The following is a 22,834-nucleotide window of genomic DNA, read 5'->3' as shown; positions in this document are numbered from 1 at the left end:
ATAAATAGTACGAAAGAGACTACAAAAGAGAGCATGAAAAGAATAGCCGCTGTGATGACACAGCAGCTGTTCTTTTATTGTTTCTTTGTTTCATTAGAAAGATCTTTTAAGGACTTAATCTTTCCATGTGGATGCTGTGATTCTTTACGCTGTCTCCATTGACGTTCTTCTTGTGATTTTGATTGTGACATAGGATTCCCACCTTATTTTTTAAATTAATGGTACAGGTGTATTTTGTCATAATCATAAAGATACTATTCCGATAACTCTTTGTTTTGAAGGATCTTAATAGACCCTAACAAAAATACAATAATCAGTACGACCGTCACACTAACAGTAAGCCATAGACCTTCAGGAACCATCTCCTCAACCAGAATAGAACCTAGATGACTTGTAAGCTGTGCGGGACTCCATTCCATCCAACTCTCGAAAGTGCTAGTCATTATTGAAAGAATGATAATGGTTGTAATAGTAACAAATGCTACTAATCCAGGCACCTTAAGCGCGGCGTTGAAAAGAATAATTAATGTAAATATAAACAAGAACCATAAGGCTAATAACAGGTAGCTTTGTAAAAAGACTGCAAAGGATACAGTTTCAAATAACACTACAACATAATACCAGCCTGCCAAATACCCTAAAAAAAGCGATAAAAGGCCAACAATGCTAAGGCCCGCCCACTTTGCTGTCACATAGGACGCATATGATACTGGCTTCACTAAAATCATACCCGCCAAGCCGCTTCTTCGTTCTTCGGAGATAATTCCCATTGATGCCAAGACAATAATTAATACTCCTAGCATATTTAGTTGAGAAATGACCATCATTAATACCTCTTGTGCTGCGGGTGTCGGCATTTCAAACACAGCTCCCTCAGGCAAACCGCCTGACATCTCAAGGATTTGAGGCATATAGTAAGTAGTTAGGGGATCTGTCATGCCTAAAAGGATAAACACGATTGGCAGCCAAATTAATTTATAATTACGTGTCATTTCTAGTACTTCTTTTTGAAATAAAACAACCCATTGCCTCATCCTCTCACCACCTTAACAAATAAATCCTCAAGTGATGATTTTTCTACTTCAAAGCGGGTAAGGGGGATATTTTGTTCTACAATATCTTGAAGCATTGCTCTCTTCGTCTTCTCAATGTCATTGAGACGGACCTTTGCAGAGTCTTCTTCATAATCAACCTCAAGTACATCCTCCCATTTCTCCCAATGTTGAATGTAGGTCTGAATCGGACCTTTTGTTTGGATTGAGATAATCGGCTTCTGATGCTTTTCTTGAAGATTGCCCAATTTGTCTGCTACCTTTATTTCACCATTATGAATGATTATGACATCATCACTCACTTCTTCTGCATCATTTAGTACATGAGTGGAAAAAAGGATCGTTGTATCTTTCTTAAGCTGACGAATTAACTCAAGCACTTCACGCCTACCAAAGGGATCAAGTGCTGAAACCGGTTCATCTAATAATAGCAGCTTTGGCTTGTGTATAATGGCCTGAGCGATCCCTAACCGCTGTTTCATTCCACCAGAGTACTTTCCAATTCTGCGGTTTGCCGCATCACTTAAACCCATTACTTCAAGCAGCTCGCTTGTACGCGCCTTCACCTCAGCTTTAGGCAAATGAGCTAATTTCCCAACGTATTCTAGAAATTCTCTTCCACTCATCCAGTTATGAAAAACAGGGTATTGAGGAAGATAGCCAATCTGCTCTCGTAAATCTGAATCCGAACTAAAACCTGACATGCTAATAGTGCCGCTAGTAGGCTTCAACAAATGAGTCAGCATTTTTAAAGTGGTGGTTTTTCCAGCACCATTCGGACCAAGCAATGCTACACAACGCCCCTCTTCAAGTGAGAAAGAAACGGAATCAACTACTTTATTATCACCATATACTTTAGTTAGCTGGTCAACCTGAAAAAAGGACATTAATCTTGCCTCCTGCCGATTACAAAATACAATATTGGACCGATTAAATTAACGAATACAATAATAATTAGCCACAACCATTTAGGGCCATTCGTTTTCTCGATTCGAAACCAATCAAATAAAGCTACAAGCATTAAAATGAATTGAATAACTAGAAAAGGTGCAATGACAGCTAAGTTAAGCTGGTCAAGCTCTGTAAGGATCTCATTCATAGGTTTACTCCTCTCACACAAAAAATACTTTTTATCATCTTCCTAAGTATACGTTGATTCTCATACAAAAGTTTCCTTAATTGAAACAATCGAAACAAGGACGTACCCCGTTTCGATTGTTTTATCACTTTATTTTCTCCTGTGCATCGACTGCAAGCTCTATCAACTCTGAGCGAGTATAAGCTGGACTAACCCCTTCAAGGCTTAGTAAGTAATCAGCTGCTTCTTCTTCTAATAACCCGCATTGGTTCATCAACCCTTTTAAAATCGTCTTTAAGTAAGGGATAGCTGGGGGAAACTCTGACTCTACTTCGGGCCGTTTCGGATTCGTAAATGTAAAAATAGGGAAGCCATCCATTGTCCCTACGTTCATCATCTTTCCATATAACCCTTTTAATAAAGCGGTCTGGTCATTAACGAGACGTGACAACTCACTTTCTACCTCTAAGAGACCATTTTCTTGAGCCATCACATCTAAATATTGTTCCATTGTTACTAAGTAGCAAACAAAAAAGGAGTGCTTATCCCCTTTATTTGGATCGATAAAAACAGGGGCTCCTCCCCAGCGGTCGGCATAGTGAGCAAAATAGGCTTCATATGGTAAAGATAACGTCCGAACCTCAACAGGCAGAGTGTGATCTCGACAGCCTTTTTCGGTTTTTGTTGACCCTTCAGGCTTCCCACCTTGAATATAACAATAAAATCGCTCTGGATTCATATTTGAACCATAGCTTGCATACCACACATGGGTTGTCTTTAAAATGTCGTCACTCTTCATAATTGTTTCCTCTTTCACATCCACATTTACACACACCTTTATCACTTTTCGTTCCATTAGGATAACGATTTTTTGCTAAATTGTCTAACCCGCCCGAAAAGTTCTTAGTATTACTATTGTCATTTCTTAGCAATTAGATTATAATCTAATTAGATAACGATCTAAGGGGATATGAAGATGCAATTAAACCGTTTAGTTAACTTCCATAAAACATTAGGGGATAAAACCCGTATTCAAATTATTGCTTTATTAAAGAACGGCTCGCTTCATGGGCAAGCCATTGCGGGAAAGTTAGGCTTAACTCCTCCCACTATTTCTCACCATCTCGCTAAATTAAGAGACATAAATCTTGTTTACCAACGCAGAGAAAAAAATACGATTTACTATCATTTAGATGAGAAGAAACTTGAAATAATGGCAGCAGCGATTATTAAAGTAGGGGGTGAAGTAGAGATGGACCCATTTAAAGTAGAAGACCAAGAGAAATACAAAGTTATTCAAAACTTCTTCACAGACGATGGTAAATTAAAAACTATTCCGGCCCAACGCAAGAAAAAGCTTATCATTTTAGAATACCTAGCTAGCAAATTAAACGTTGGAGTCATCTACAGTGAAAAAGAATTAAATGAATTTATTAAACAATACCACGAGGACTTTGCAACAATTAGACGTGAATTTATTATGTGTCATTTTATGCACCGTGAAAATGGGATGTATCAACTGAATCCTGAGGAAATGTGGCTCATCTAGCAGACGTGTTATAATCCTTATCAGCTCAATTGAGAATGACTAGATTAGAGTAAGCATTTTACAGTTGCTTTTCACACGAACAACTGTCAAGCTAGGAAGATAAATATAACTACTTCTAAGAACGCGAAGGTGACGCAAATGATTACAGTCAAAACCTCCCCTGTCAGTGGAGGAGAATTTAATAGAGGGGTCTTTGCAACAGAAGATATCCCAAAAGGAACCATGTTTCACGAGGCTCCTGTCGTACCTTATCCGAATATCGAGCACATTTTAATCCAAGAAACGGTCTTAGCTGATTATGTATATGAATATGGCAAAAATCATACCGCGATTGTGCTGGGCTATGGAATGCTTTTTAATCATTCTTTTACTCCAAATGCAACCTATGATATTAATTTTGATAAGCATATTTTCAGTTATTATGCCTATCGCGATATTAAAGCTGGCGAGGAAATCTTCGTGAATTATAACGGAGAAGTAGCCGATGAGACGCCGCTATGGTTCATGAAAGATAAATAAGCAAGGACCTAAAAATATGAAGCTTAATCTGGCTTCATATTTTTTTCTATCTTAATAGAGGTGTACTAGGCAAATAGGGTAAAATGTTGAGATACGTATGTCATGTCTTGGAATGCTCGAAAAAGTATAAGCGTTATCATACATCATACAGTGATATGCCCTAGAGTATCTTTTTCCATAGGTGTTATGGTAAGATTTTAGAAAGAACTGAAAGGACGATCCTCATGTTTGATTTAATTGAAACGTTGTTAGGTAACGTCTTCTTTTTGCTACTTGGAATGCTTTTTTATTTAATGATCATCGAATACAAAAAGACAACGGATGGAAATGTCATCATACTAGCTCTCTTATCTAGCATCGTCATGGTGTTGTGTATGTCGTTCCCTATCCATATCAGCCATGGTTTTATATTTGACCTTAGGTATATACCATTTATTATCGGTTCTTTATTCGGCGGGTTTCCGGTTGCCATTCCTATTTACGCTGTACTTAATATATACCGGTTAATCATTGGCGGGCCAGGGTGGGTCCCTTCCTTTTTTATTTCAAGCCTTGTTGTGGTTACGATCCCTTTTCTACATACGAGCTTTCTGGCATCTAACGATTTAAAGAAAATCGTTATGGCTTCTGGCTTAGCTCTTTTTCATGTGTTCTTTTATGTATCTTCGTTAAGCTTCTTTTTCACCTCTCTTACAAACGAGTTTTACGATGCAGCAAAACTAATGATCACAATGCAAACCTTAACCATGGTCTTCCTAATGGCTTTGCTTATATTCTTACTTAAGTTCCATCAGAAGACGAGATAAAATGAAGCACCCATGCTGGATTCATGAGTGCTTCAAGCCGCCCCCTATATCTATCACTCTCCTAACCTCTTTTCAAATTCTCTGTATTCTTTAGATGTTAAAATTCTTCTCATATAAAGAGACTTTGCATGTCTGTAAGTTTCCATATCTTTTCCTTCAAACATTAACTTCAACTCATTATATTGAATGACCTCACACGGATATGCGACAAAGTATGCTTTTACTTTCCAGAAATGATCTAACTCTGAACCTGCAGCTGTTAACTGTAATCCTAAAGGCAGAAGGTCTTCCTCGTCTTCAAACGCACAAAAGAATGACGTTTGCGTGCTCCCGGTATTAATGGTGTAGTGCTTTAACAAGAAGCTTTTTGCATGGTCAAACTCCTCTATTGGAATACGAACTTGAAGGTCAACATCTCCTTTTGTTAAAGACCCTTCAATTGCTGTGCTGCCAACATGAATCACACAAGCATTTTGCAGGCCGTTTTTGATCCTTTCCGTATGCTTAGCTACCACTAAAGCTGCACGCTCCCGAAAGACCTCTTCCCTTTTAAAATGGACGATTTGTTTCATAATAGGTGACTCCCTCTCTTTGTTCCTAATACACTCCTCTTACATGTATTAGCCAATAATAGGAAAATCCCTTCTGACACTACTTGTATAAGTATGTTTATATAATTATTGATTGCTTCCTGATCTATTGCACTTTATCATTAATATTATAATAGTTAGAATTATCTATCTATTTAGACTCATATTAGATAGATACTTACAACTAAATAAATAATTGGAGGAAGATGAAAATGAGACATCTTTTATTGGCGCTTCTATTAGTGTTCACAATGCTATTACCAGGACAAGCAGCTTTCGCTCAAAATAATTTTGCTCAAAACGAAACGAAAGAGTATTTAGTTTCATTTGACGGCCCGTCTCAAAAAGGATTGTTGAAGGCGTTTGGAGTGGAGGAAGAAGATATTATCCATGAATTTAATCTGCTCCCGGTCGTTCAAGTAGAACTACCTGAAAATAAAGCTCGCGGTCTAAAAAACCACCCCCATATTAAATTTGTTGAGGAAAATGCAGAGGTAACGAAGCTTGCACAAAACGTACCTTGGGGTATTCCTCGTGTTCAAGGAACTGACGCACAAAATGCTGGATACACTGGCAATGGTGTAAAAGTAGCTATTCTTGATACAGGAATTGACCGCAGCCATCCAGATCTTACAGCGAATGTACAAGGTGGTCACTCTGTATTTACAGATTCAGCAAACCGCGATCCATTTTTTGATGGTGACGGCCATGGAACACATGTTGCAGGTACCGTAGCTGCCGTTAATAACGACATTGGTGTCGTTGGAGTAGCAAGTGAAGCAGATCTTTATGCTGTCAAAGTACTAAATAATGCTGGAAGCGGCTCCTATGCAGGGATTGCAGAAGGAATTGAGTGGTCCATTAATAATGGAATGGATATTATTAATATGAGTCTAGGTGGTTCTCAAAGCTCTGCTATTTTAAAAGAGTTCAGTGACCTTGCCTACGCCGAAGGATTACTAGTTGTCGCTGCTGCTGGGAATAGCGGCAATCGCGGCGGTAATAACGACACAGTTGGCTACCCTGCTAAATATGAATCTGTCATCGCTGTTGCTGCAACAGACCAAAACAATCAACGTGCAACGTTCTCTAGTACAGGACCAGCTGTTGAGATTTCAGCTCCTGGTGCCGGTATTTTAAGTACAACTCCTAATAATAACTATGCTTCATTTAATGGAACATCTATGGCCTCTCCACATGTAGCTGGTGTCGCTGCACAGGTATGGCAAGCGAAGCCCCATTTATCTAATGTTGAGCTTCGTAATCTCTTAAATGATACTGCCCTTCCACTAGGCGGCTCAAATCAGTTCGGAAATGGTTTGGTGCAGTCAATGGCTGCTATTCAACAATAATTGTTAAAAGCGTGGACACTTCCACGCTTTTTTTGTTTTTGCTAGTAAACCGCGTGTACCTCTATTTAACAAATAAGGCTGGTCCATTCACACATGGACCAGCCTCCTGCTATTGTTAATTTTCTAAATAACGACGTCCGCTGTGATAGCTTGATGCATAACTCGATTCATCAATCACCACAATTTCTACGGTGCTGGCTGTATTGGGTGAGTGAATCATTTTCCCTTCACCAATATACATTCCGACATGGTGAACGGCTCCTGTGCCATTGTTACGGGCAAAGAATACAAGGTCTCCTTTTTGCAAATCTTCTCTTTCAACAAATGTACCATGCTGAGCTTGTATGCTTGAATCACGAGGGATCGTTATTCCATGAGCCTTATAAATCGTGTGTGTAAATCCTGAACAATCAAATCCAAAGCCTGATACACCAGCCCATAAGTATGGTAAATCTAAAAACAATTCACCAGTAGCTAGTAAATCATCAGCTGTTGGTTTTGGTATATCTTGCTCTGATTCATATATTTCAATATCTGCTAGGTCGAACCACTTGTTTCCATCAGCTGGTGTCGCAACAAGTACTTTATTTCCCTGCTCGGCCATAACCGGCAATCTTGTATTGAAACTCACTTCCATAAATTCTTTTGATAAAGCACGATCTTCGTATAAAGAAGCAGTCGGCACAGTGACTGTCGCAAACGGACGGTTAGATAAATCTTCTAGCCGTTCATTATTTGTTAACTGAACTTTAGGAACCCAGCCTGGATAACCTGATTCTTCACGAGGCGTAGGCTGGCCTTCTACTGAAATCTTAACCCAGTCACCCGCTTCTTCTAACACATTAACTTTCATTCCGTATAGAGCTTGTGTTTCTAGCTTTCCGACTAGCCATAGCTTTTCCTCATAGGTCATGTCAGTAGTCCACTTCCAGTGATCAACTGGATTCGATACAGCAGGTGCATCAATCGGCCGGTCCAAATTCGGCTCAGCCCACACCGTCAACACAGATACATCAACAAAGGCAATATCTCCTTTTCCTACCTCTTTTGCTAGGCCGGCCGGTGTTAGGATCATTCCAGCCATACTTACCATCAACAGCATAAGCAACCATTTTTTCATTAGACATTCTCCTCCTGTTTTGAATTTATATTGAAAGCCTTGCCTCTGTTGACTTGCGCCAAGAAACAACCCCGTCTTCATAGAAGAGATTGCTTTTTGCTTCCTCATCTTCTAACCAAAGTGGTGCATCTAAGTCCACCATGGTAATATTCGGATGTGCGCTGGCCAAAGCGGCGATCGGTGCAACAGATAGATGTGATTCCATCATGCTGCCGACCATACAAGGCATTCTTACTGTTTGCGCGAGGTCTGCAATGGCTCTTGCTTCATTCAGCCCCCCACATTTCATCAACTTTATATTCAACATATCAGCAGCACCCATCTTAATAATGTGATGAGCATCCTTTAGAGTTCTACAGCTTTCATCTGCCATAATAGGCAGATGTACGTGCTCCCTCACGTACTTTAACCCTTCTAAATCATCTGCTGCTACAGGCTGTTCTATAAATTGAACGGGAACTTGATTTGCTTCAAGAACGTGAATGAGTGTGATCGCTTCTTTTGGTGACCAAGCTTGATTTGCATCAATTCGAAACTCAATGTTCTCATTTGCGTTCTCTGCTAAATACAAAATCCGCGCAATGTCCTCTTTTCCTGATGTTCCAAGCTTTACTTTCATCTGAGTAAAACCAGCTCTAGTATGACGCTGCATTTGCTGATTCATTTCTTCTTTTGAGCTAAGACTAATTGTCATATCATTTTGCAAAGGAATGGAGCCTCCGCCAAAGAATTCGAGCAGATCGATTCCTAAGCTTTTCGAATAAGCGTCATGCAGTGCCATGTCAACGGCTGCTTTTGCACTATAATTTTGAATGCAGCTCTTTTGAACGAGCCTTATCATTTCTTGAAATGAGTAAACAGGTGTGTGTAAAAGAGCATCTGTAATTGGATGTTCAATTGCAGCTATAATACTCTCTTTTGATTCGCCGGTAATGGCATAGGTCGGAACAGCCGAACCCACCCCTGTAATCCCTGAATCCAGGGTAATCTTCACCTCAATCACCTCTACCTCAGTCACTGTCCTAAGAGCCGTTATGAAGGGTTCCTTAAGAGAAACAACCTTCTCTGTTACATCTATTTGTTGAATGTTCATATAAAAACTCCTTCGACATCAATTAAAAAAATCCAGCTAAGTTCTGTAAAGAACTTAGCTGGATTTTATCCTGTAAGGGACAAAGCAGCTTACACGTTATGTAGTTGATTAAACTTTTGACTTGCATGACGAAAGGCAACAATGACAGCTTTTTGAGAAGAGCCGTAATACTTCTCCTCAATGGCCTTCACTATCTGATCTGTCTCTCGGATATTTTTTCCGACAAATAAGTGCCTTATAAATGAGCTTGTAATCGATAATATAGACGTTGCTTCAGCATCAATGATTTTTCCAGATAGTCGGTCAACCACAAAACCAATGAAGAATACTTTGTATTGTTCGGTTATCGGATTATTAGATGGTGATTTTGCTTCACCAACAATATAGATAGAATCTTGATCGAACATGTACTTCACCTACTTACCACTTACTGATTGATCATCGGATGGCTAGCTTATGATGACCAGAGCAAATGATTATCTGAAAATTATGATATATCATATCACTTCTTAATACAAGCAGACAAATGACATATTTTTCAAATAGGGCAGAGTTACCTATTTGTTTGTTACAGTCCAACTCTTTACTCACATAAAAAAGCACATGCACTCTTTTGTAAGAATACATATGCTGCGAATTAGTAGTGCGGCATTTCAACTTTTTCCATTCGCGGGTTAGGATTAAACTTTCTGCCCGCTTTTGCTTCAGGCTGATCATCAAGCAAGACATCATCCCCGGTAAAACCAACTGACAGCTTTAGTAAACTGCCTCCGACACCATAGACGTCAACAGGAGCATCATTCTTCTCAAATTCACGAATTCTCTCAGCTGAGAATCCCCCGCTCACGACAATTTGTACATGATGATAGCCTTCCTCATTTAAGGCTTCCCTTAATGCTTTTACAAGCGGAATATTCACACCACGAGGGTCGAAGCTTCCTAAAATATGTTGATTACGAATAAAGTATTGATCAATCATCGTTCTTGACGTATCAACTCTAACCCCTTTTAGTGTAGCACCAAATTCCCTAGCTACTTTTAAAGAGTCCGTAATTACATCATTATTGTAATCAACCAACGCAATTAATTCATCTTCAGGATAGGTTTCATGATAGGCAATTGATGCTTCTACTACATCCCCATTAAACAGCTGAATAAGAGCATGGGGCATTGTACCAAGACCCTTTTCTCCCCACCATTCATTCATCGCATGAGTAGCTTGTGCAGACATCCCTCCGATAAATGCGGCATAGCCGTCTCCTGCTTGATTGCTGAAATGGTCATCACGATCACCCATAAAGATAACCCGCTTATGCTTAGCAGCTGAAACAACCCTGTATACATTCGTTGCAACACTTGTCCGTCTCGCTAAAATACCATCAATAATTCCTTCTAAAAAGCCGAATTTATGATAGGATCCTCTAATCGTGAGAACTGTTTCAAAAGGGCTGATTTTATCACCGTCATGCAAGGCATGGATTTCAAGTTCTTCAGGATCTTCTGAGAACGTGTGCAAAAGAGCAATCGCTTCATCAATTCCGCATAAAACAGCCTCTTCTTTTTGAAAAAACTGCATCGTGACTATTTTATCAGGCTTATATCTTTTCGCGATTTCTTTTGTTTTAAGGAAGTATACCGCAGAGTACCAGCCCTCTTTAATTCTCTCGTCAAATTTAAATGTATGATTTGTTAACCGTGAAAGCTCGCCAGCCATCTTCATTTCAATTTCTTTTTTCATTATTCGGCCTCCAATTAGTTGGCTTGCTTTTATTTATACCTAGTAATTATCCTACTTACTATTTACTCTTTTTCCAAATCTTTAAACCTATACGCCCCATTATTATTTCCGAAATAGAACTCATTTATAAACTATATCATTCACATAACGTATCATGTTTATTTCCTCATTGCATCGCTCTCCATACACCTACTAAAATGACCACAATCAGCCCCCAGGCCAACACTTGCCAGTATGCCTTGCGCTTTTCTTTTTGCATACGGATTCCCCTTTTTAGGAAGACATAGTTATCTCATTCAACAGTCTAACCAAAGATTTTGAAAAAAAGCACCTTACACTAAGTAAGATGCTGCACAATCAAGCAGTCGCAACCGCTTCATTTAATTGCTCGGCTGATAATGCTACGTTCATACTAGCTTTCTCTATCTCTTTTACGACACGAGTAAGCTCGTCCATTTGGTTTTTTACTTTCATAACGGTATGGCTGCTTTGTTGAATGGATTCCACCATTTGACCAAACACCACATCGGTTTGTCCCGATGCCTCAAGCCCCATCTTCACAGCTTGAATAACCTGGCTTAATGATTGTGCCACTTCTTGTTTGTAGTGATCTGAATTAGCGATTAATTTATCAATTTGACTGATTGAATTCTTCGTTTGTTCTGCAAGCTTTTTCACTTCTTGTGATACCACCGCAAACCCACGGCCATGCTCTCCTGCTCTGGCAGCTTCAATTGCTGAATTTAACGCAAGTAAATTTGTTTGTTCAGCAATATCTTTTACAATCGTAATTACATGAGTAATTTCACTTGTTGCTTGTCCAAGATGATTAATAGCTTTTTGCATATTATTGGTATACTCTTCAATTGAATGGATTTTATGAAGCATGTCATTTAATTGTCCTTGACCGTCATTTGCCTTTTTCTCAGCAATAATTGATTGCTCATTACTTGCTAATGAATTTCCGCTTACTTCATTGAAGTGAGAACTTAAAATCTCTACTGAAGCTTGAGTTTCTTCGGCCAAAGCTACTAATCCTTCACTAATCTCCATAATTTTAGTACGGATTTCTGTTTTCCCAACTTCAAATTGTTCTTTCATTTTGGCAACGGTTTCATTTTCATAAGCTTCGAGTACAATTTGCTGTTCTAAACTAAATAATTTATTAACTGCAGTTGTGACTTGCTTAATTTCATCAATTTTATTAGACCCTTGATCAAACTCCCGGCAAATAACAAGAAACATAGCTTGTTGAAGGTTTTGAAAGGCACTCATATACCAAGAAGTCTCTACACCAATCTTGTAATGAACCTTTGCGACTTTCACTCTATTCTCCACAAACTGTTCATTAATATTCCCTTCAAATAAGTTAATTAGATGCTTCTCTAACGTTCTTTCAAGTCGATCTACCGAACTATGCTGCTCAATTTTTTCTCTTAATACCTGCACTTGAAGGATCGTATCATAGAAACCACGAACCAGCTCATTAACATGTGATATGACTAAAGGTTGTATGCTTTTAATGACTTGCAGATCTTGCTCTGTCAATTGAACCATTCTCATTTTGTCATGAATCGTCGAATCGGCCACATCTACCTTCACTTGCAGCTGACCTACTTGCTCCATCCAATCGTTTTGACTTTCTTTGAAAAATTTGATTAACGAAAACAGGCTCATGTAAAGTATCCCCTTTATCGGCCGGTTGCGCTACTTACTCCAACTTCTCAAAGCGCCCAATTTACAGAGAAGTTTTCAACGTATCCGTCAATTTACCTATATTATACTAGAAAGAGGCAAAAAAACCCTTTTTTTCGCAATCAATAAATGACAAACACACGAACATTTTCCTATCAGCGATGTATATCAAACATGTGTTGTTTCTTGAACATTCCAACTAAACCACTCGCCGTGTCCAGCAGTTTCTGCTAGAGTTTCTTCTGTTTTCCTTCCATCAATATAAGAATCTAAATGTAAGAATCGATCTGAAATATTATTATACAAATGAAAGATATCTCGGTCTCTTCCTAGCTCATCTATTGTTTGAAGCAGTTGCTTTTTTGTCTCCAACGGCATTTGATTGGCAACATGCGTACGGAACACGCAAACGGTTACATTTTGAGGCAGCCCTTCTACTATTTGAGGCAGTAATTCAATTCCGTCCCCTTCTACCAAATTCAACTCATCTACACTTTCTTTTAAGATAGAGGCTGCTGCTTCAAATTCATTTCTTCTCTCCATATGTTCTGGCCAAATCAATGCCTTAAGCCAGCATATGTCTTCTTGGTCTCTTAAATCATTAATATGCAAATCAATCCCGCAGCGAGAATGCACAGGATAAGCTTCCTTTTTAAACGATGGAACATTCTCTCCTATTATTTCAGAGCTTAGAGATAAAGGTGAGTTAAGGTTCCCATATCGATGTAACCCATCATATGAATACTGATATTGATCACATAGCAATTGCAGACCGGCACTTGTACCGATCTCAATTAAAGCCAAAGGTTTGTTTGTTTTCTCATATATACAGGAAAAACTCGGATATAGATATGCACAGCGCCGCACTTCATTCGTTTGTACGAGTTTCGTTTGTAAAAGGTGAATAATCTCTTCTTTATACTCCTCGCAGAATGACTTAAAGTGAACAAATGCATGGGTAGATTTTTTCGGTTCTTCAACTAAACTAAGATAATAATCCGCAAGCTCATGCCTTACTCCTTTTAATAGAAGATAGTGAACCGCCCCAAAAAATAAATTAGGGATGGGCTGGCCCTCTTTCGCATGCGAACAAATGATGAGAAGCTCTTCGTCTTTCGCTGTTTCTTTGGATAATGTCTCATATAACTTGCTAGAGTCTGCACACTCATCATTGGCAAAAAGAATAAAGCGTTTTGAAAGCTGATTAATGTCCATGTTGTCCTCCTAGAATGTATGTCTAAGGAAGATATCCTCCCTCAATATACAAAATTCGATTCCAAAGAGGGAATTTCCTTGTTCAAAAAGAAAATAGGAAGCTGACAGCTTCCTATTCTTAAGGATTAATATCTCCTTGCTTCCAATAATCGATTAATCCAGTAAATATCATCATTCATCTCATACTTTTCTACCACTTGATCTCTTAACGTTGCAAAAGAACCATCCCCTAAATAAATGCCAATAAAACTTGGGGTATTACTTTCGGTTTCTTCACTGAAGAACATCACATCGCCTCGCTCTAATTCTTCAATATGAATGGAGTCCCCGCCTGAACGAAGCGTATGAATATTTCCTGATAACTGTTTATTGGCAGCTTCTAAGTACATGTTTTGTACAAATTCAACAGAAGAGCCATGAAACACTTCTCCCACATAATTCTCTGTTAGGACAGCAACGGCTTCAAGAGTAACATCTTCTATTTCATACGTTCTGGCTCCATAAAGTCGTGGCGGCCAATAGGAGCTTACAGTGAGGTCAACAATCATCACCCCGTTTGCTTGAGTAGCCACAACCATTTGGTTATTCCCTAAATAAATTGCAGGAATCAATGTCGTCCCTTCAAAGAATAACAAATCTCCAGGTTCAGCATTATCAGGATGTATCTCCATTCCAACTTGCCATTGCTGGCTGCCGTAGCGTGGAAGATCATATTGATATGCCTGCTTGTAAATATATTGTGTAAGCCCTCCTGTATCAAATCCCTGCTCAGGATCAGCTCCACCTAATTGATAAGGGCTTCCTAGTACTTGATAAGCCTCGTAAACCGCTGGATGATCTAGTTGGACTGAAAGATCATCAAAGCGTTTAACCCCTGTGAAATGTTCACGCCAATATGAATTCATATAAGAGATTGTTGTCATTCCTTCTTCACCAGTTGCATGAATCATATAGTTATCTCCTAAATAAATGGCGACATGTGAAATACCTTCTTGCCATGTGCCTGAAAAATAAAGAGCATCCCCAGGTCTGATATGATCATCAAGTGTGATCTCTTCTATATTGGTGCCTTCCGGCAGAATGGTTTCTCCTACTTCCCATTGTCTATAACTGATTCTTGGAAGGTATATCCCTTTTCCTTCTCTAAAGGACGTTTGAATCAAGAAAGAACAATCAAAGGCTTCGAGTGTACTTCCAGTCATAAGATAAGGTGTTCCCATATATTTCATTGCCTCTTGGATGACTGGATTTTTATGATTTAGATACGTATTTGGGTTAGATTTATTGAGAATCGCGTCTGTATATCTTACTGCTCCAACATATCGATCTGAATAATAGGTATGGAAGTCTAAATGACGTTCCTGCACTCCTTCTGATGCAGCTATGATAAACCGGTCATCTCCTGAATAAATTCCGGTCAGCCACTCGTCATTATTCTGAAAGAACACAAGATCCCCTTCTTGAAGCTCATCGCGTTCAACTTCAAGACCAGCTTCAAATTGCGCGTAAGATAGTTTTGAGAGCCAGCTTCCGGTTACTTCCCGGTACACATAATAAGCAAAAGAACCTGTATTAAAACCATCTACAGGATTATCCCCTCTTCTGTTATAAGGAGTCCCGATTAATGAACGGGCTTTTTCGACAATTTCATTTGACGTAGGAGGCGGAGTAAGATTTTCATCCGTATAGTGCTTAGCTCCAACGAACGCATTGGACCAGTACTCGCTCGTGTTCATATTCCGTTCTGTTATTCCCTCACTAGTTATAATGACAAAACGACCATTTTCTATATAGATTCCTGACATTAAAAATGCACCTTGGAAAAAGACAACATCCCCCGGCAGCAAGTCTTCTAAAGCTACTTCCTCTCCTAGCAGCCACTGATCACTAGCTGCCCGAGGAAGTTCTAACCCTTTAGTTTCTTTATAGATGTATTGAACGAATTCGGATGTAATGAAACCTTGATGGTTTTCACCCACCATTTCTAGTGCTAAGTTTGCTGAAGAATCTTCGATACTGCTTCCCTCGGTATAGCGATTGGCTCCAACATAAATTCCTGACCAATAACTACTAGAATATAAATTAGCCTGCGTAATTCCAGAACTAGTAACAATAACAAATTGACCATTTTGGATATAGATCCCTGACATTAATGAACTTCCTTGAAAAAAGACAACATCACCTGCTTCTAGTTTATCTTTTTCCACTTCAGCCCCTGTTAAGAGTTGGTCTCTTGCAAGACGTGGCAAATCTATGCCTTTACTCTGTGCATATACATGTTGAACAAATTCGGAAGTTAAAAACCCTTGTTCATTTGGTCCAATCATTTCTAATGCAAGACTAGCTGCAGGGTCCTCTACGGGAACAGCATCCTCGAAATAGCGGTTAGCTCCGACATAAATTCCTGACCAATAAGTACTGGCATCAAGATTTATCTCTGTGATTCCTCCACTTGTTACCACTACAAAGCGGCCGTCCCCTATATAAATTCCTGACATTAATGAGCTTCCTTGAAAGAAAAGAATGTCTCCTGCTTGCAGGCTTTCACGGGCAACTTCCTCTCCTACTTGGCGCTGCTCCCTTGCTAACCGAGGTAAATCTATTCCTCTTGCCTCTGCATATATGTATTGAACAAATTCAGAGGTAATAAATCCTTGATTATTCGGACCAACCATTTCTAAGGCAAGATCAGCTGCAGGCTCACCAGTTGTTTGTGCTAGAGTGCTGGATGAAAAAAAGACCACTAACATTAAAAAGATAGTGATATAAATACATTTTTCTTTCAAAAGAATCCCTCCTTTTACTAAGTCTACTAAATGGTTTTTCTTATTGTCTTTAGTCCTTTCTGATTCATTTCAAACATTAATCTACTAATAAAGGAAAGCGAAGTGAAGCTTACTTATATAGGCAAGGTAATAATTTAAAAAAATTAGGCAAAACACTTGAAAGTCAAAAAAGGTCAAAGTATAATAAAGTCAAATAAGGTCAAAGAAAGTCAAAGTCAAACTTTGATCTTTAAAATCAAGATGAACCTTTCAACAAGATAAACAGCCGATGAAATAGAAAAAATGAATGATAATCGAGGAGGTTATGTTAATGAAATGTCAAAACTGCGAACAACGACAAGCAACAGTGAATGTTAATATGCAATTCAATTCTGAGAAAAGGCAATTTAAGTTATGCCAGACATGCTATCAAGAAATGCGTGCTGCAAATGGAATTCCATCAGGTTTTGGGCATGGATTTTCTCATATGCCGTTCGATGACCTATTTAAGCAACTAACAAACAACCATATGAATGCAGCAGCTCATGATCCGAAACCATATCCACCCCATGCTGAATCTATGAATGGAGGGCATAAAGGAGGAGGCGGTTTCCTCGATCAATATGGGAAAAACGTGACGCAGGCTGCCAAGGCTGGATTAATTGATCCTGTCATTGGACGTGATACAGAGATTGAACGCGTGATTGAGATATTAAACCGACGCAATAAAAACAACCCAGTGCTTATAGGGGAGCCTGGCGTTGGTAAAACAGCTATTGTAGAAGGTTTAGCATTAAAAATTGTTGAAGGTCATGTTCCTTCAAAACTTTTAAATAAGGAAGTCATCCTATTAGATGTAGCATCACTTGTTGCCAATACAGGAATCCGCGGCCAATTTGAAGAGCGGATGAATCAGCTTATCGCTGAGCTTAAAGAACGTAAAAATGTGATGCTGTTTATCGATGAAATTCATTTATTAGTAGGTGCTGGTTCTGCAGAGGGTTCTATGGATGCAGGCAATATTTTAAAGCCAGCTCTAGCGCGTGGCGAGCTCCAAGTTGTTGGTGCAACAACGCTAAAAGAATACCGTGAAATCGAAAAAGATGCGGCCCTTGAACGTCGATTCCAGCCTGTGATGGTCAATGAGCCGTCTATAGAAGATGCCATCAACATTTTAAAGGGTATTCAAAGTAAATATGAAGATTATCATCAAGTAAGCTACACTGAAGATGCGATCAAAGCTTGTGTGAACTTATCACACCGCTATATTCAAGACCGCTTTTTACCTGACAAAGCGATTGATTTACTAGATGAAGCTGGTTCGAAGTTAAACTTGCAAGCAGGTGCAGCAAGCCACGACGATATTGAATCACGCCTTGCAGAAATTCATAAAGAAAAAGACAAGGCACTAAAAGAAGAGAACTATGAAGCAGCTGCAAAATTACGGGATGAAGAAGTAAAGCTAGAAGCTAAACTAAATAAATCAGAAGATAAAAAAGCGAATGTAGACACAGCTCAAATTGAAGCCATTATTGAGAAGAAAACAGGGATTCCAGTCGGTAAACTGCAAGCAAACGATCAAGAAAAAATGAAAAACCTAGCGGATCAGCTTCGCGGCAAGGTCATTGGACAAGAAAAAGCGGTTGAAAAAGTAGCCAAAGCCGTTCGCCGTTCACGTGCCGGCCTAAAAGCAAAACACCGACCGATCGGATCCTTCTTATTTGTAGGTCCAACTGGTGTGGGTAAAACAGAATTAACTAAGTCATTAGCAGAACAATTATTTGGTACAAAAGAGGCAATGGTTCGGCTTGATATGAGTGAGTACATGGAAAAACACTCTGTCTCTAAATTAATTGGATCGCCGCCTGGATATGTAGGTCATGATGAGGCGGGTCAGTTAACAGAGAAAGTGCGCCGCAACCCGTACTCTATTATTCTGCTTGATGAAATTGAGAAAGCTCACCCTGATGTTCAGCATATGTTCCTGCAAATTTTAGAGGACGGGCGCTTAACTGACAGCCAAGGAAGAACAGTGAGCTTTAAAGATACAGTCATCATTATGACAAGCAACGCTGGTGTCGGAGTGAAAAAGAAGACAGTTGGATTTGGCGCAAGCGAGGCTGTTGCCGAAACTTCCGTGCTTGATGCTTTATCAGCTTACTTCAAGCCAGAATTCTTGAACCGCTTTGATGCGATCATCGAATTTAACCAGCTAAGCAAAGCAAATCTTGTACAAATTGTTGACCTATTGCTCCTTGACCTTGAACACACATTATCTGAGCAAAACATTACAATGTCAGTGACTGCACCTGCTAAAGAAAAAATAGCAGAACTTGGCTATCATCCAGCATTTGGTGCGCGTCCGCTTCGCCGTGTGATTCAAGAGCAATTAGAAGATCAAATAACGGATCTATTATTAGATGAAGAGGAAGTTAAAGCAATAGCTGTAGATGTAAAGGAAGATAAGATTGTCATAGCAAAGGCTTAAGTTGCGAAAGATTAGGATAAAAAGATAGAGTTGACGAGATTTTGATGTTAAATTAGTGTATTCTTCTCTACATTCAAATAAGTATGGTCCTTATCGCGTACACTTCAATTAGAAGAGTACCTGATAAGGACCTTTTTAGTGTAGAGGCACGTAAGAAAGAAAGCGTGTGCCTGCAGCAGAAATCATTAACTATATAAAGAGAGGAATTTCACTAGTGAAGTTCAAAACTCATCTTCAAAGTTAGTACACATTTATAAGTTTCACTGTTTAACCACTCTTTATGTCCTAACCTCTTTATTTTCAGGGTATTCAGCTAATGTAACGAGTAAAACTCTGTACAGCGTATACCAGCCGATATAGGCTCCGCTAATTAAAAACCACTTATTTAGGAAAATACCGTGAATACTAGTCATAAATACTTCTTGGTCTCTTAAGATCGTATGAATGGCACTCGAAGCAATAAATCCAAAAATAACGAACGCCGCATATGCGAGAGCATTAAAAAGAAATCTTCCTTTATACCAAAAGCGCTCAATGATTATCATGAAAAAAGGAACAACAACGATGCCTGCTGCTATTAAAACCTTCATCAATTCACCTACTCTAGAGCAATCCATTTTTCATAGTATAGGCACACTAAGGCGATAGTAAACCTTAAGTAACTTCATAACGTTTGAAGCGCGCCATTGAAATAATTCCAAGAACCGGCCCAACTGCAAGTATCGAAAACACCCATTCCCAGCCCATTAAAGCCTCAGCGTACGGAATTAGATTGATAGAAAAGATGGTAATGAGAAAGCCGACACACATTTGAAAGGTTAGTGCAGTTCCAATGTATTCCACCTCTGCAAATTCTGAGACAGCTGCAGAAAATTGAGCAGAATCTGAAATCACTGACGCCCCCCATATCATCGCTAATGTAAGAGTCAGCCAAATAGACTGCCCGAATGTAAACCCTACTGTCAAACAGCAAAGGGAACTAATGACCATTGAGTAAACCGTTAAGCGTGCCCTGCCTACTTTGTCAGCTACAAGACCGCCTATTATACTCCCTGCACCTCCCGCAACTCCAATACATAGAAACGAAGCAAAGGCAATAAAAGCTAATGATGTAGAAGCATCATACGTTAAAAAGCTTGCTGAGAAAAATAACGGCAGCCAAGTCCACATCGCATACAGCTCCCACATATGGCCGAAGTAGCCGTAATTCGCTAACATCACAGGCTTGTTTCTGATAACCCTTTTTAAGAGGTTAAATGAGAAATAGGTTTTCTTTTGAGTAACTGGAGCATCATCAAGTATGAAATAGATGATTGCTGCTGCAATGACTGCCAGAGTTGAACTGGCTATGATCACATACTGCCAATGGAGGCCTCCAATGAACGTAATGAAAAATTGCGGCATGGCAGATCCCATTGTTAAGCCAGCAATAAGTACTCCTATAGCCAAGCCTCTTTTTGCAGGAAACCACTGCGATAACAGCTTAACCGCCGTAGGATAAACTCCAGCAAGCATGACGCCGGTTAACACCCTTAATAAGATTCCAATGATTGCTTGGTCTGTAAATAGAATTAACCCATTAAAAAGAGCACCGAATAACGCAGCAAGGGCAAACACATACCTCGTATTAAAGCGATCAGCCAACCCTATAGACGAACTGATCAGCGCTCCAATCACAAAACCTGCAGGTACAGCAGCAGATAACCAAGGTGATAAGCCCTCGTTCACTCCCCACACCTCGATTAAATCAAAAGCAACCACAGATCCGCTAAACCAAAGGCTAAGTGCAAACAGCTCAGCTGCTGCAATCCATCCTAACGCCTTCCATTTACTTGTCATTCCACCACTCCCTTCCATCCAATCTTGTACTTATAAGTGTACCTTATATAAAGTAAAAAGTGCTCCCTTTATAAAGAGAGCACTCTAAAAAAATCATTAGCTAACGATGCTTAACCGAATAAAACAGTCGTAATAATCAGGTAGCCTATAAAAATTAGAACCGTGTTTAATACTCCAAGCCAGCTTCTTCCGCCTTTTTTTCTGAGCATTGCTTCTTGCTTTTCTAGTTCTGTGGTACTCGCTGCGGTTAACTCAATCTGCTTATTCATATGGAGGCGATACATATAATTTCCAAATAATCCTGTAGCAACCGCTAACCCCATTCCGACTGAGTTATTTAATCGCATCACCATAGCCTCATCTCCTGAAGCTGCTAAGAAAATCAGCAGATCGACTGCAAGAAATAGTCCCATGATAATAAAAATGTAACGATACATTTTACGATAGCCTAACCAAAATAAACTTAAGAAAAAAGCAGCAAAATTCCACGATGTCTGTCTTTTCTTCTCGTCCATTTCATTCCATTTTTTCTTGTAATATGTAGTGTAGTTTTTTCCAACAAAAGCCTCTTCAATGCTTGCATTATGGTTCTCTACTTCTAGCCGGACACTATTTTCACTCATCATTTTCTCTCCCCTCTTACTTCTCTATCCAATATTTTCATTTACAACATATTACAATATATAGTTGATTTATGTGTGTGTAAAGCAAATGTGAGAATAATAGGCTATAAGTCTTGAGATAAGCGCTAAAATTAAGAAAGGATAAATACCTATTTATCCAGTTTTAATCTTACCAAACCAAAATGACAGAATTATTTGACTCATAGAGAATATTGCTTTATTTTGATAAAGAAAGCTTTTATGTAATACTGATATAAATATATGCAGACAAGGAGTTTTTCAACATGATCAGTCCCGTATCTTTTAGAGAAGAAATAAGAACAAATAAGTTTAATACAAGTACTGCCGGTTACTGCCAAGATTATGTACAAGCCAACTTAGTCATCGTACCTAAAGAATATGCATTTGATTTCTTTCTCTATACGTACCGTAATCAAAAGTCGTGTCCCGTTATTGATGTATTAGAACCAGGCCAAGTAAAGTCTGCCCTTGCAGAAGGCTCTGATATCCGCACAGATATCCCCAAATACCATGTCTTTAAAGATGGGGTTTTCGAAACAGAAGTAACGTCAATTGAATCTTACTGGCAAAAAGATTTTGTTTCCTTTTTAATCGGATGCAGCTTTACGTTTGAAAGCGAAATGGTGAAATCAGATATTCCTCTAAAACATATTAACTTAAATAAAAATGTTGCGATGTACCGCACATCCATTCAAACAGAAGCGGCTGGTCCGTTCGCTGGCCCGCTCGTTGTTTCGATGCGCCCTATTAAGAAGGCTCTGGTTGACAAGGCTGTAGCCATCACTGAAAAATACCCGCAAATGCACGGCGGCCCTGTTCATATCGGCGATCCAGCTGAGATTGGCATTACGGCAATCGAGAAGCCGGATTACGGAGAATTTGTTGAGATCGCAGAAGATGAAGTTCCTGTTTTTTGGGCTTGTGGCGTGACACCTCAAGCAGCTGCAACTGAAGCTAAGCTTCCACTTATGATTACACATGCGCCAGGCCATATGTTTGTCACCGACTGGACGAATGATGAGTTATTGAATAGAAAGTAAAATGTTGGCACCGTAGAGGCAGAACACATCAGAGAGGGGTGGGCGCGGTTACTGATTGCGCCGGTTCAAGATGTTATTGCGTCGCTCTCTCTGCTAATTGCGCTTATTTTTGAGGCAATTGCGCCGGTTCCGATGACTATTGCGTCAGTTCCTCTGAATTGCGTCTTTTCAGGGACTAATTGCGTCGCTCAGACCACCAATTGCGCCGGTTCATCGCACAATTGCGTCCATTCGTCCGAAGCAGCAACACG

Annotated in this window: 22 protein-coding genes and 1 riboswitch; of the genes, 6 read left to right on the top strand and 16 right to left on the bottom strand. The window is 39.4% G+C overall.

All coding sequences use genetic code 11. The features are described from left to right. Positions 1 to 74: 74 nt before the first annotated feature. The 5 genes from BPOF4_RS22600 to BPOF4_RS04270 form a co-directional block, all read right to left on the bottom strand. Positions 75 to 191 carry a DUF6254 family protein gene (locus BPOF4_RS22600; RefSeq protein ID WP_012957843.1) on the bottom strand — a complete coding sequence of 39 codons (117 nt, stop codon included), beginning with the start codon at positions 189 to 191 and terminating at the stop codon, positions 75 to 77. A gap of 63 nt (positions 192 to 254) precedes the next feature. Beyond that, entirely contained in the window at positions 255 to 1,034 is a 780-nt protein-coding gene (locus BPOF4_RS04285) for an ABC transporter permease (protein WP_012957842.1), read from the bottom strand. Further along, positions 1,031 to 1,939 carry an ABC transporter ATP-binding protein gene (locus BPOF4_RS04280; protein WP_012957841.1) on the bottom strand — a complete coding sequence of 303 codons (909 nt, stop codon included), beginning with the start codon at positions 1,937 to 1,939 and terminating at the stop codon, positions 1,031 to 1,033. The genes BPOF4_RS04285 and BPOF4_RS04280 overlap by 4 nt, the downstream gene beginning before the upstream one ends. Next, positions 1,939 to 2,151: a PLD nuclease N-terminal domain-containing protein gene (locus tag BPOF4_RS04275; RefSeq protein WP_012957840.1), complete on the bottom strand. Its 213-nt coding sequence runs from the start codon at positions 2,149 to 2,151 to the stop codon at positions 1,939 to 1,941. The genes BPOF4_RS04280 and BPOF4_RS04275 overlap by 1 nt, the downstream gene beginning before the upstream one ends. A gap of 124 nt (positions 2,152 to 2,275) precedes the next feature. Then, a complete protein-coding gene (locus tag BPOF4_RS04270) occupies positions 2,276 to 2,953 on the bottom strand; it encodes a hypothetical protein (protein WP_012957838.1) in 678 nt (225 codons plus the stop codon). Between the two features lie 153 nt (positions 2,954 to 3,106). On the opposite strand from BPOF4_RS04270, the gene BPOF4_RS04265 reads away from it, so the two are divergent. The 3 genes from BPOF4_RS04265 (at position 3,107) to BPOF4_RS04255 (ending at position 5,004) form a co-directional block, all read left to right on the top strand. Further along, a complete protein-coding gene (locus BPOF4_RS04265) occupies positions 3,107 to 3,679 on the top strand; it encodes a DUF2087 domain-containing protein (protein WP_012957837.1) in 573 nt (190 codons plus the stop codon). Positions 3,680 to 3,817: 138 nt separating this feature from the next. Beyond that, a complete protein-coding gene (locus tag BPOF4_RS04260; RefSeq protein WP_012957836.1) occupies positions 3,818 to 4,198 on the top strand; it encodes an SET domain-containing protein in 381 nt (126 codons plus the stop codon). A gap of 224 nt (positions 4,199 to 4,422) precedes the next feature. After that, the gene (locus BPOF4_RS04255) at positions 4,423 to 5,004 is read left to right on the top strand and encodes a LytS/YhcK type 5TM receptor domain-containing protein (RefSeq protein ID WP_012957835.1); all 582 of its coding nucleotides are present in this window, start codon (positions 4,423 to 4,425) and stop codon (positions 5,002 to 5,004) included. 53 nt (positions 5,005 to 5,057) lie between these two features. Here BPOF4_RS04255 and BPOF4_RS04250 read toward each other — a convergent pair whose 3' ends face one another. After that, complete coding sequence (locus BPOF4_RS04250; protein WP_012957834.1) at positions 5,058 to 5,576, bottom strand: GrpB family protein; 519 nt, start codon at positions 5,574 to 5,576, stop codon at positions 5,058 to 5,060. Between the two features lie 230 nt (positions 5,577 to 5,806). On the opposite strand from BPOF4_RS04250, the gene BPOF4_RS04245 reads away from it, so the two are divergent. Next, entirely contained in the window at positions 5,807 to 6,946 is a 1,140-nt protein-coding gene (locus BPOF4_RS04245) for a S8 family peptidase (RefSeq protein WP_012957833.1), read from the top strand. Between the two features lie 115 nt (positions 6,947 to 7,061). Here BPOF4_RS04245 and BPOF4_RS04240 read toward each other — a convergent pair whose 3' ends face one another. From BPOF4_RS04240 to BPOF4_RS04210, 7 genes are all read right to left on the bottom strand, one after another. Beyond that, complete coding sequence (locus BPOF4_RS04240; protein ID WP_012957832.1) at positions 7,062 to 8,066, bottom strand: C40 family peptidase; 1,005 nt, start codon at positions 8,064 to 8,066, stop codon at positions 7,062 to 7,064. A 25-nt stretch (positions 8,067 to 8,091) separates the two neighbouring features. Then, positions 8,092 to 9,159 (bottom strand): dipeptide epimerase, encoded by a 1,068-nt coding sequence (locus BPOF4_RS04235; RefSeq protein ID WP_012957831.1) that lies wholly within the window; start codon positions 9,157 to 9,159, stop codon positions 8,092 to 8,094. An 89-nt stretch (positions 9,160 to 9,248) separates the two neighbouring features. Continuing rightward, a complete protein-coding gene (locus tag BPOF4_RS04230) occupies positions 9,249 to 9,566 on the bottom strand; it encodes a DUF3870 domain-containing protein (protein ID WP_012957830.1) in 318 nt (105 codons plus the stop codon). Positions 9,567 to 9,796: 230 nt separating this feature from the next. Further along, entirely contained in the window at positions 9,797 to 10,897 is a 1,101-nt protein-coding gene (locus BPOF4_RS04225; protein WP_012957829.1) for a nicotinate phosphoribosyltransferase, read from the bottom strand. Positions 10,898 to 11,254: 357 nt separating this feature from the next. Beyond that, complete coding sequence (locus BPOF4_RS04220) at positions 11,255 to 12,574, bottom strand: globin-coupled sensor protein (protein ID WP_012957827.1); 1,320 nt, start codon at positions 12,572 to 12,574, stop codon at positions 11,255 to 11,257. A gap of 10 nt (positions 12,575 to 12,584) precedes the next feature. Further along, positions 12,585 to 12,669: riboswitch (cyclic di-GMP riboswitch) on the bottom strand. Positions 12,670 to 12,760: 91 nt separating this feature from the next. Continuing rightward, a complete protein-coding gene (locus tag BPOF4_RS04215) occupies positions 12,761 to 13,807 on the bottom strand; it encodes a DUF2332 domain-containing protein (RefSeq protein WP_012957826.1) in 1,047 nt (348 codons plus the stop codon). 125 nt (positions 13,808 to 13,932) lie between these two features. Further along, complete coding sequence (locus BPOF4_RS04210; RefSeq protein ID WP_012957825.1) at positions 13,933 to 16,593, bottom strand: NlpC/P60 family protein; 2,661 nt, start codon at positions 16,591 to 16,593, stop codon at positions 13,933 to 13,935. Between the two features lie 310 nt (positions 16,594 to 16,903). Here BPOF4_RS04210 and BPOF4_RS04205 point away from each other — a divergent pair, with 310 nt between their 5' ends. After that, positions 16,904 to 19,060, top strand: a complete 2,157-nt coding sequence (locus tag BPOF4_RS04205; RefSeq protein WP_012957824.1) for an ATP-dependent Clp protease ATP-binding subunit — start codon at positions 16,904 to 16,906, stop codon at positions 19,058 to 19,060. Positions 19,061 to 19,338: 278 nt separating this feature from the next. Here the strand turns inward: BPOF4_RS04205 and BPOF4_RS04200 are convergent, their stop codons facing one another. From BPOF4_RS04200 to BPOF4_RS04190, 3 genes are all read right to left on the bottom strand, one after another. Next, entirely contained in the window at positions 19,339 to 19,650 is a 312-nt protein-coding gene (locus BPOF4_RS04200) for a hypothetical protein (RefSeq protein WP_012957823.1), read from the bottom strand. A 64-nt stretch (positions 19,651 to 19,714) separates the two neighbouring features. After that, positions 19,715 to 20,899: an MFS transporter gene (locus BPOF4_RS04195; RefSeq protein ID WP_012957822.1), complete on the bottom strand. Its 1,185-nt coding sequence runs from the start codon at positions 20,897 to 20,899 to the stop codon at positions 19,715 to 19,717. Between the two features lie 110 nt (positions 20,900 to 21,009). Next, a complete protein-coding gene (locus BPOF4_RS04190; RefSeq protein ID WP_041822237.1) occupies positions 21,010 to 21,525 on the bottom strand; it encodes a DUF2628 domain-containing protein in 516 nt (171 codons plus the stop codon). A gap of 281 nt (positions 21,526 to 21,806) precedes the next feature. On the opposite strand from BPOF4_RS04190, the gene BPOF4_RS04185 reads away from it, so the two are divergent. Continuing rightward, entirely contained in the window at positions 21,807 to 22,583 is a 777-nt protein-coding gene (locus BPOF4_RS04185) for a putative hydro-lyase (protein ID WP_012957820.1), read from the top strand. The last annotated feature ends 251 nt before the right edge of the window (positions 22,584 to 22,834 follow it).

The organism is Alkalihalophilus pseudofirmus OF4 (assembly GCF_000005825.2).
In the GTDB taxonomy this organism is placed as follows: Bacteria; Bacillota; Bacilli; order Bacillales; family Bacillaceae_D; genus Alkalihalophilus; species Alkalihalophilus pseudofirmus.
This window is presented reverse-complemented; position numbering and strand designations above follow the sequence as displayed.

What these genes read in the sequence shown, in the direction of transcription:
- BPOF4_RS04275 (WP_012957840.1), bottom strand. Translation starts at nt 2,151, where the DNA reads ATGAATGAGATCCTTACAGAGCTTGACCAGCTTAACTTAGCTGTCATT.
- BPOF4_RS04235 (WP_012957831.1), bottom strand. Translation starts at nt 9,159, where the DNA reads ATGAACATTCAACAAATAGATGTAACAGAGAAGGTTGTTTCTCTTAAG.
- BPOF4_RS04260 (WP_012957836.1), top strand. Translation starts at nt 3,818, where the DNA reads ATGATTACAGTCAAAACCTCCCCTGTCAGTGGAGGAGAATTTAATAGA.
- BPOF4_RS04200 (WP_012957823.1), bottom strand. Translation starts at nt 19,650, where the DNA reads ATGAAGGTTTTAATAGCAGCAGGCATCGTTGTTGTTCCTTTTTTCATG.
- BPOF4_RS04225 (WP_012957829.1), bottom strand. Translation starts at nt 10,897, where the DNA reads ATGAAAAAAGAAATTGAAATGAAGATGGCTGGCGAGCTTTCACGGTTA.
- BPOF4_RS04250 (WP_012957834.1), bottom strand. Translation starts at nt 5,576, where the DNA reads ATGAAACAAATCGTCCATTTTAAAAGGGAAGAGGTCTTTCGGGAGCGT.
- BPOF4_RS04185 (WP_012957820.1), top strand. Translation starts at nt 21,807, where the DNA reads ATGATCAGTCCCGTATCTTTTAGAGAAGAAATAAGAACAAATAAGTTT.
- BPOF4_RS04240 (WP_012957832.1), bottom strand. Translation starts at nt 8,066, where the DNA reads ATGAAAAAATGGTTGCTTATGCTGTTGATGGTAAGTATGGCTGGAATG.
- BPOF4_RS04205 (WP_012957824.1), top strand. Translation starts at nt 16,904, where the DNA reads ATGAAATGTCAAAACTGCGAACAACGACAAGCAACAGTGAATGTTAAT.
- BPOF4_RS04190 (WP_041822237.1), bottom strand. Translation starts at nt 21,525, where the DNA reads ATGATGAGTGAAAATAGTGTCCGGCTAGAAGTAGAGAACCATAATGCA.
- BPOF4_RS04285 (WP_012957842.1), bottom strand. Translation starts at nt 1,034, where the DNA reads ATGAGGCAATGGGTTGTTTTATTTCAAAAAGAAGTACTAGAAATGACA.
- BPOF4_RS04265 (WP_012957837.1), top strand. Translation starts at nt 3,107, where the DNA reads ATGCAATTAAACCGTTTAGTTAACTTCCATAAAACATTAGGGGATAAA.
- BPOF4_RS22600 (WP_012957843.1), bottom strand. Translation starts at nt 191, where the DNA reads ATGTCACAATCAAAATCACAAGAAGAACGTCAATGGAGACAGCGTAAA.
- BPOF4_RS04245 (WP_012957833.1), top strand. Translation starts at nt 5,807, where the DNA reads ATGAGACATCTTTTATTGGCGCTTCTATTAGTGTTCACAATGCTATTA.
- BPOF4_RS04220 (WP_012957827.1), bottom strand. Translation starts at nt 12,574, where the DNA reads ATGAGCCTGTTTTCGTTAATCAAATTTTTCAAAGAAAGTCAAAACGAT.
- BPOF4_RS04280 (WP_012957841.1), bottom strand. Translation starts at nt 1,939, where the DNA reads ATGTCCTTTTTTCAGGTTGACCAGCTAACTAAAGTATATGGTGATAAT.
- BPOF4_RS04255 (WP_012957835.1), top strand. Translation starts at nt 4,423, where the DNA reads ATGTTTGATTTAATTGAAACGTTGTTAGGTAACGTCTTCTTTTTGCTA.
- BPOF4_RS04215 (WP_012957826.1), bottom strand. Translation starts at nt 13,807, where the DNA reads ATGGACATTAATCAGCTTTCAAAACGCTTTATTCTTTTTGCCAATGAT.
- BPOF4_RS04195 (WP_012957822.1), bottom strand. Translation starts at nt 20,899, where the DNA reads ATGACAAGTAAATGGAAGGCGTTAGGATGGATTGCAGCAGCTGAGCTG.
- BPOF4_RS04230 (WP_012957830.1), bottom strand. Translation starts at nt 9,566, where the DNA reads ATGTTCGATCAAGATTCTATCTATATTGTTGGTGAAGCAAAATCACCA.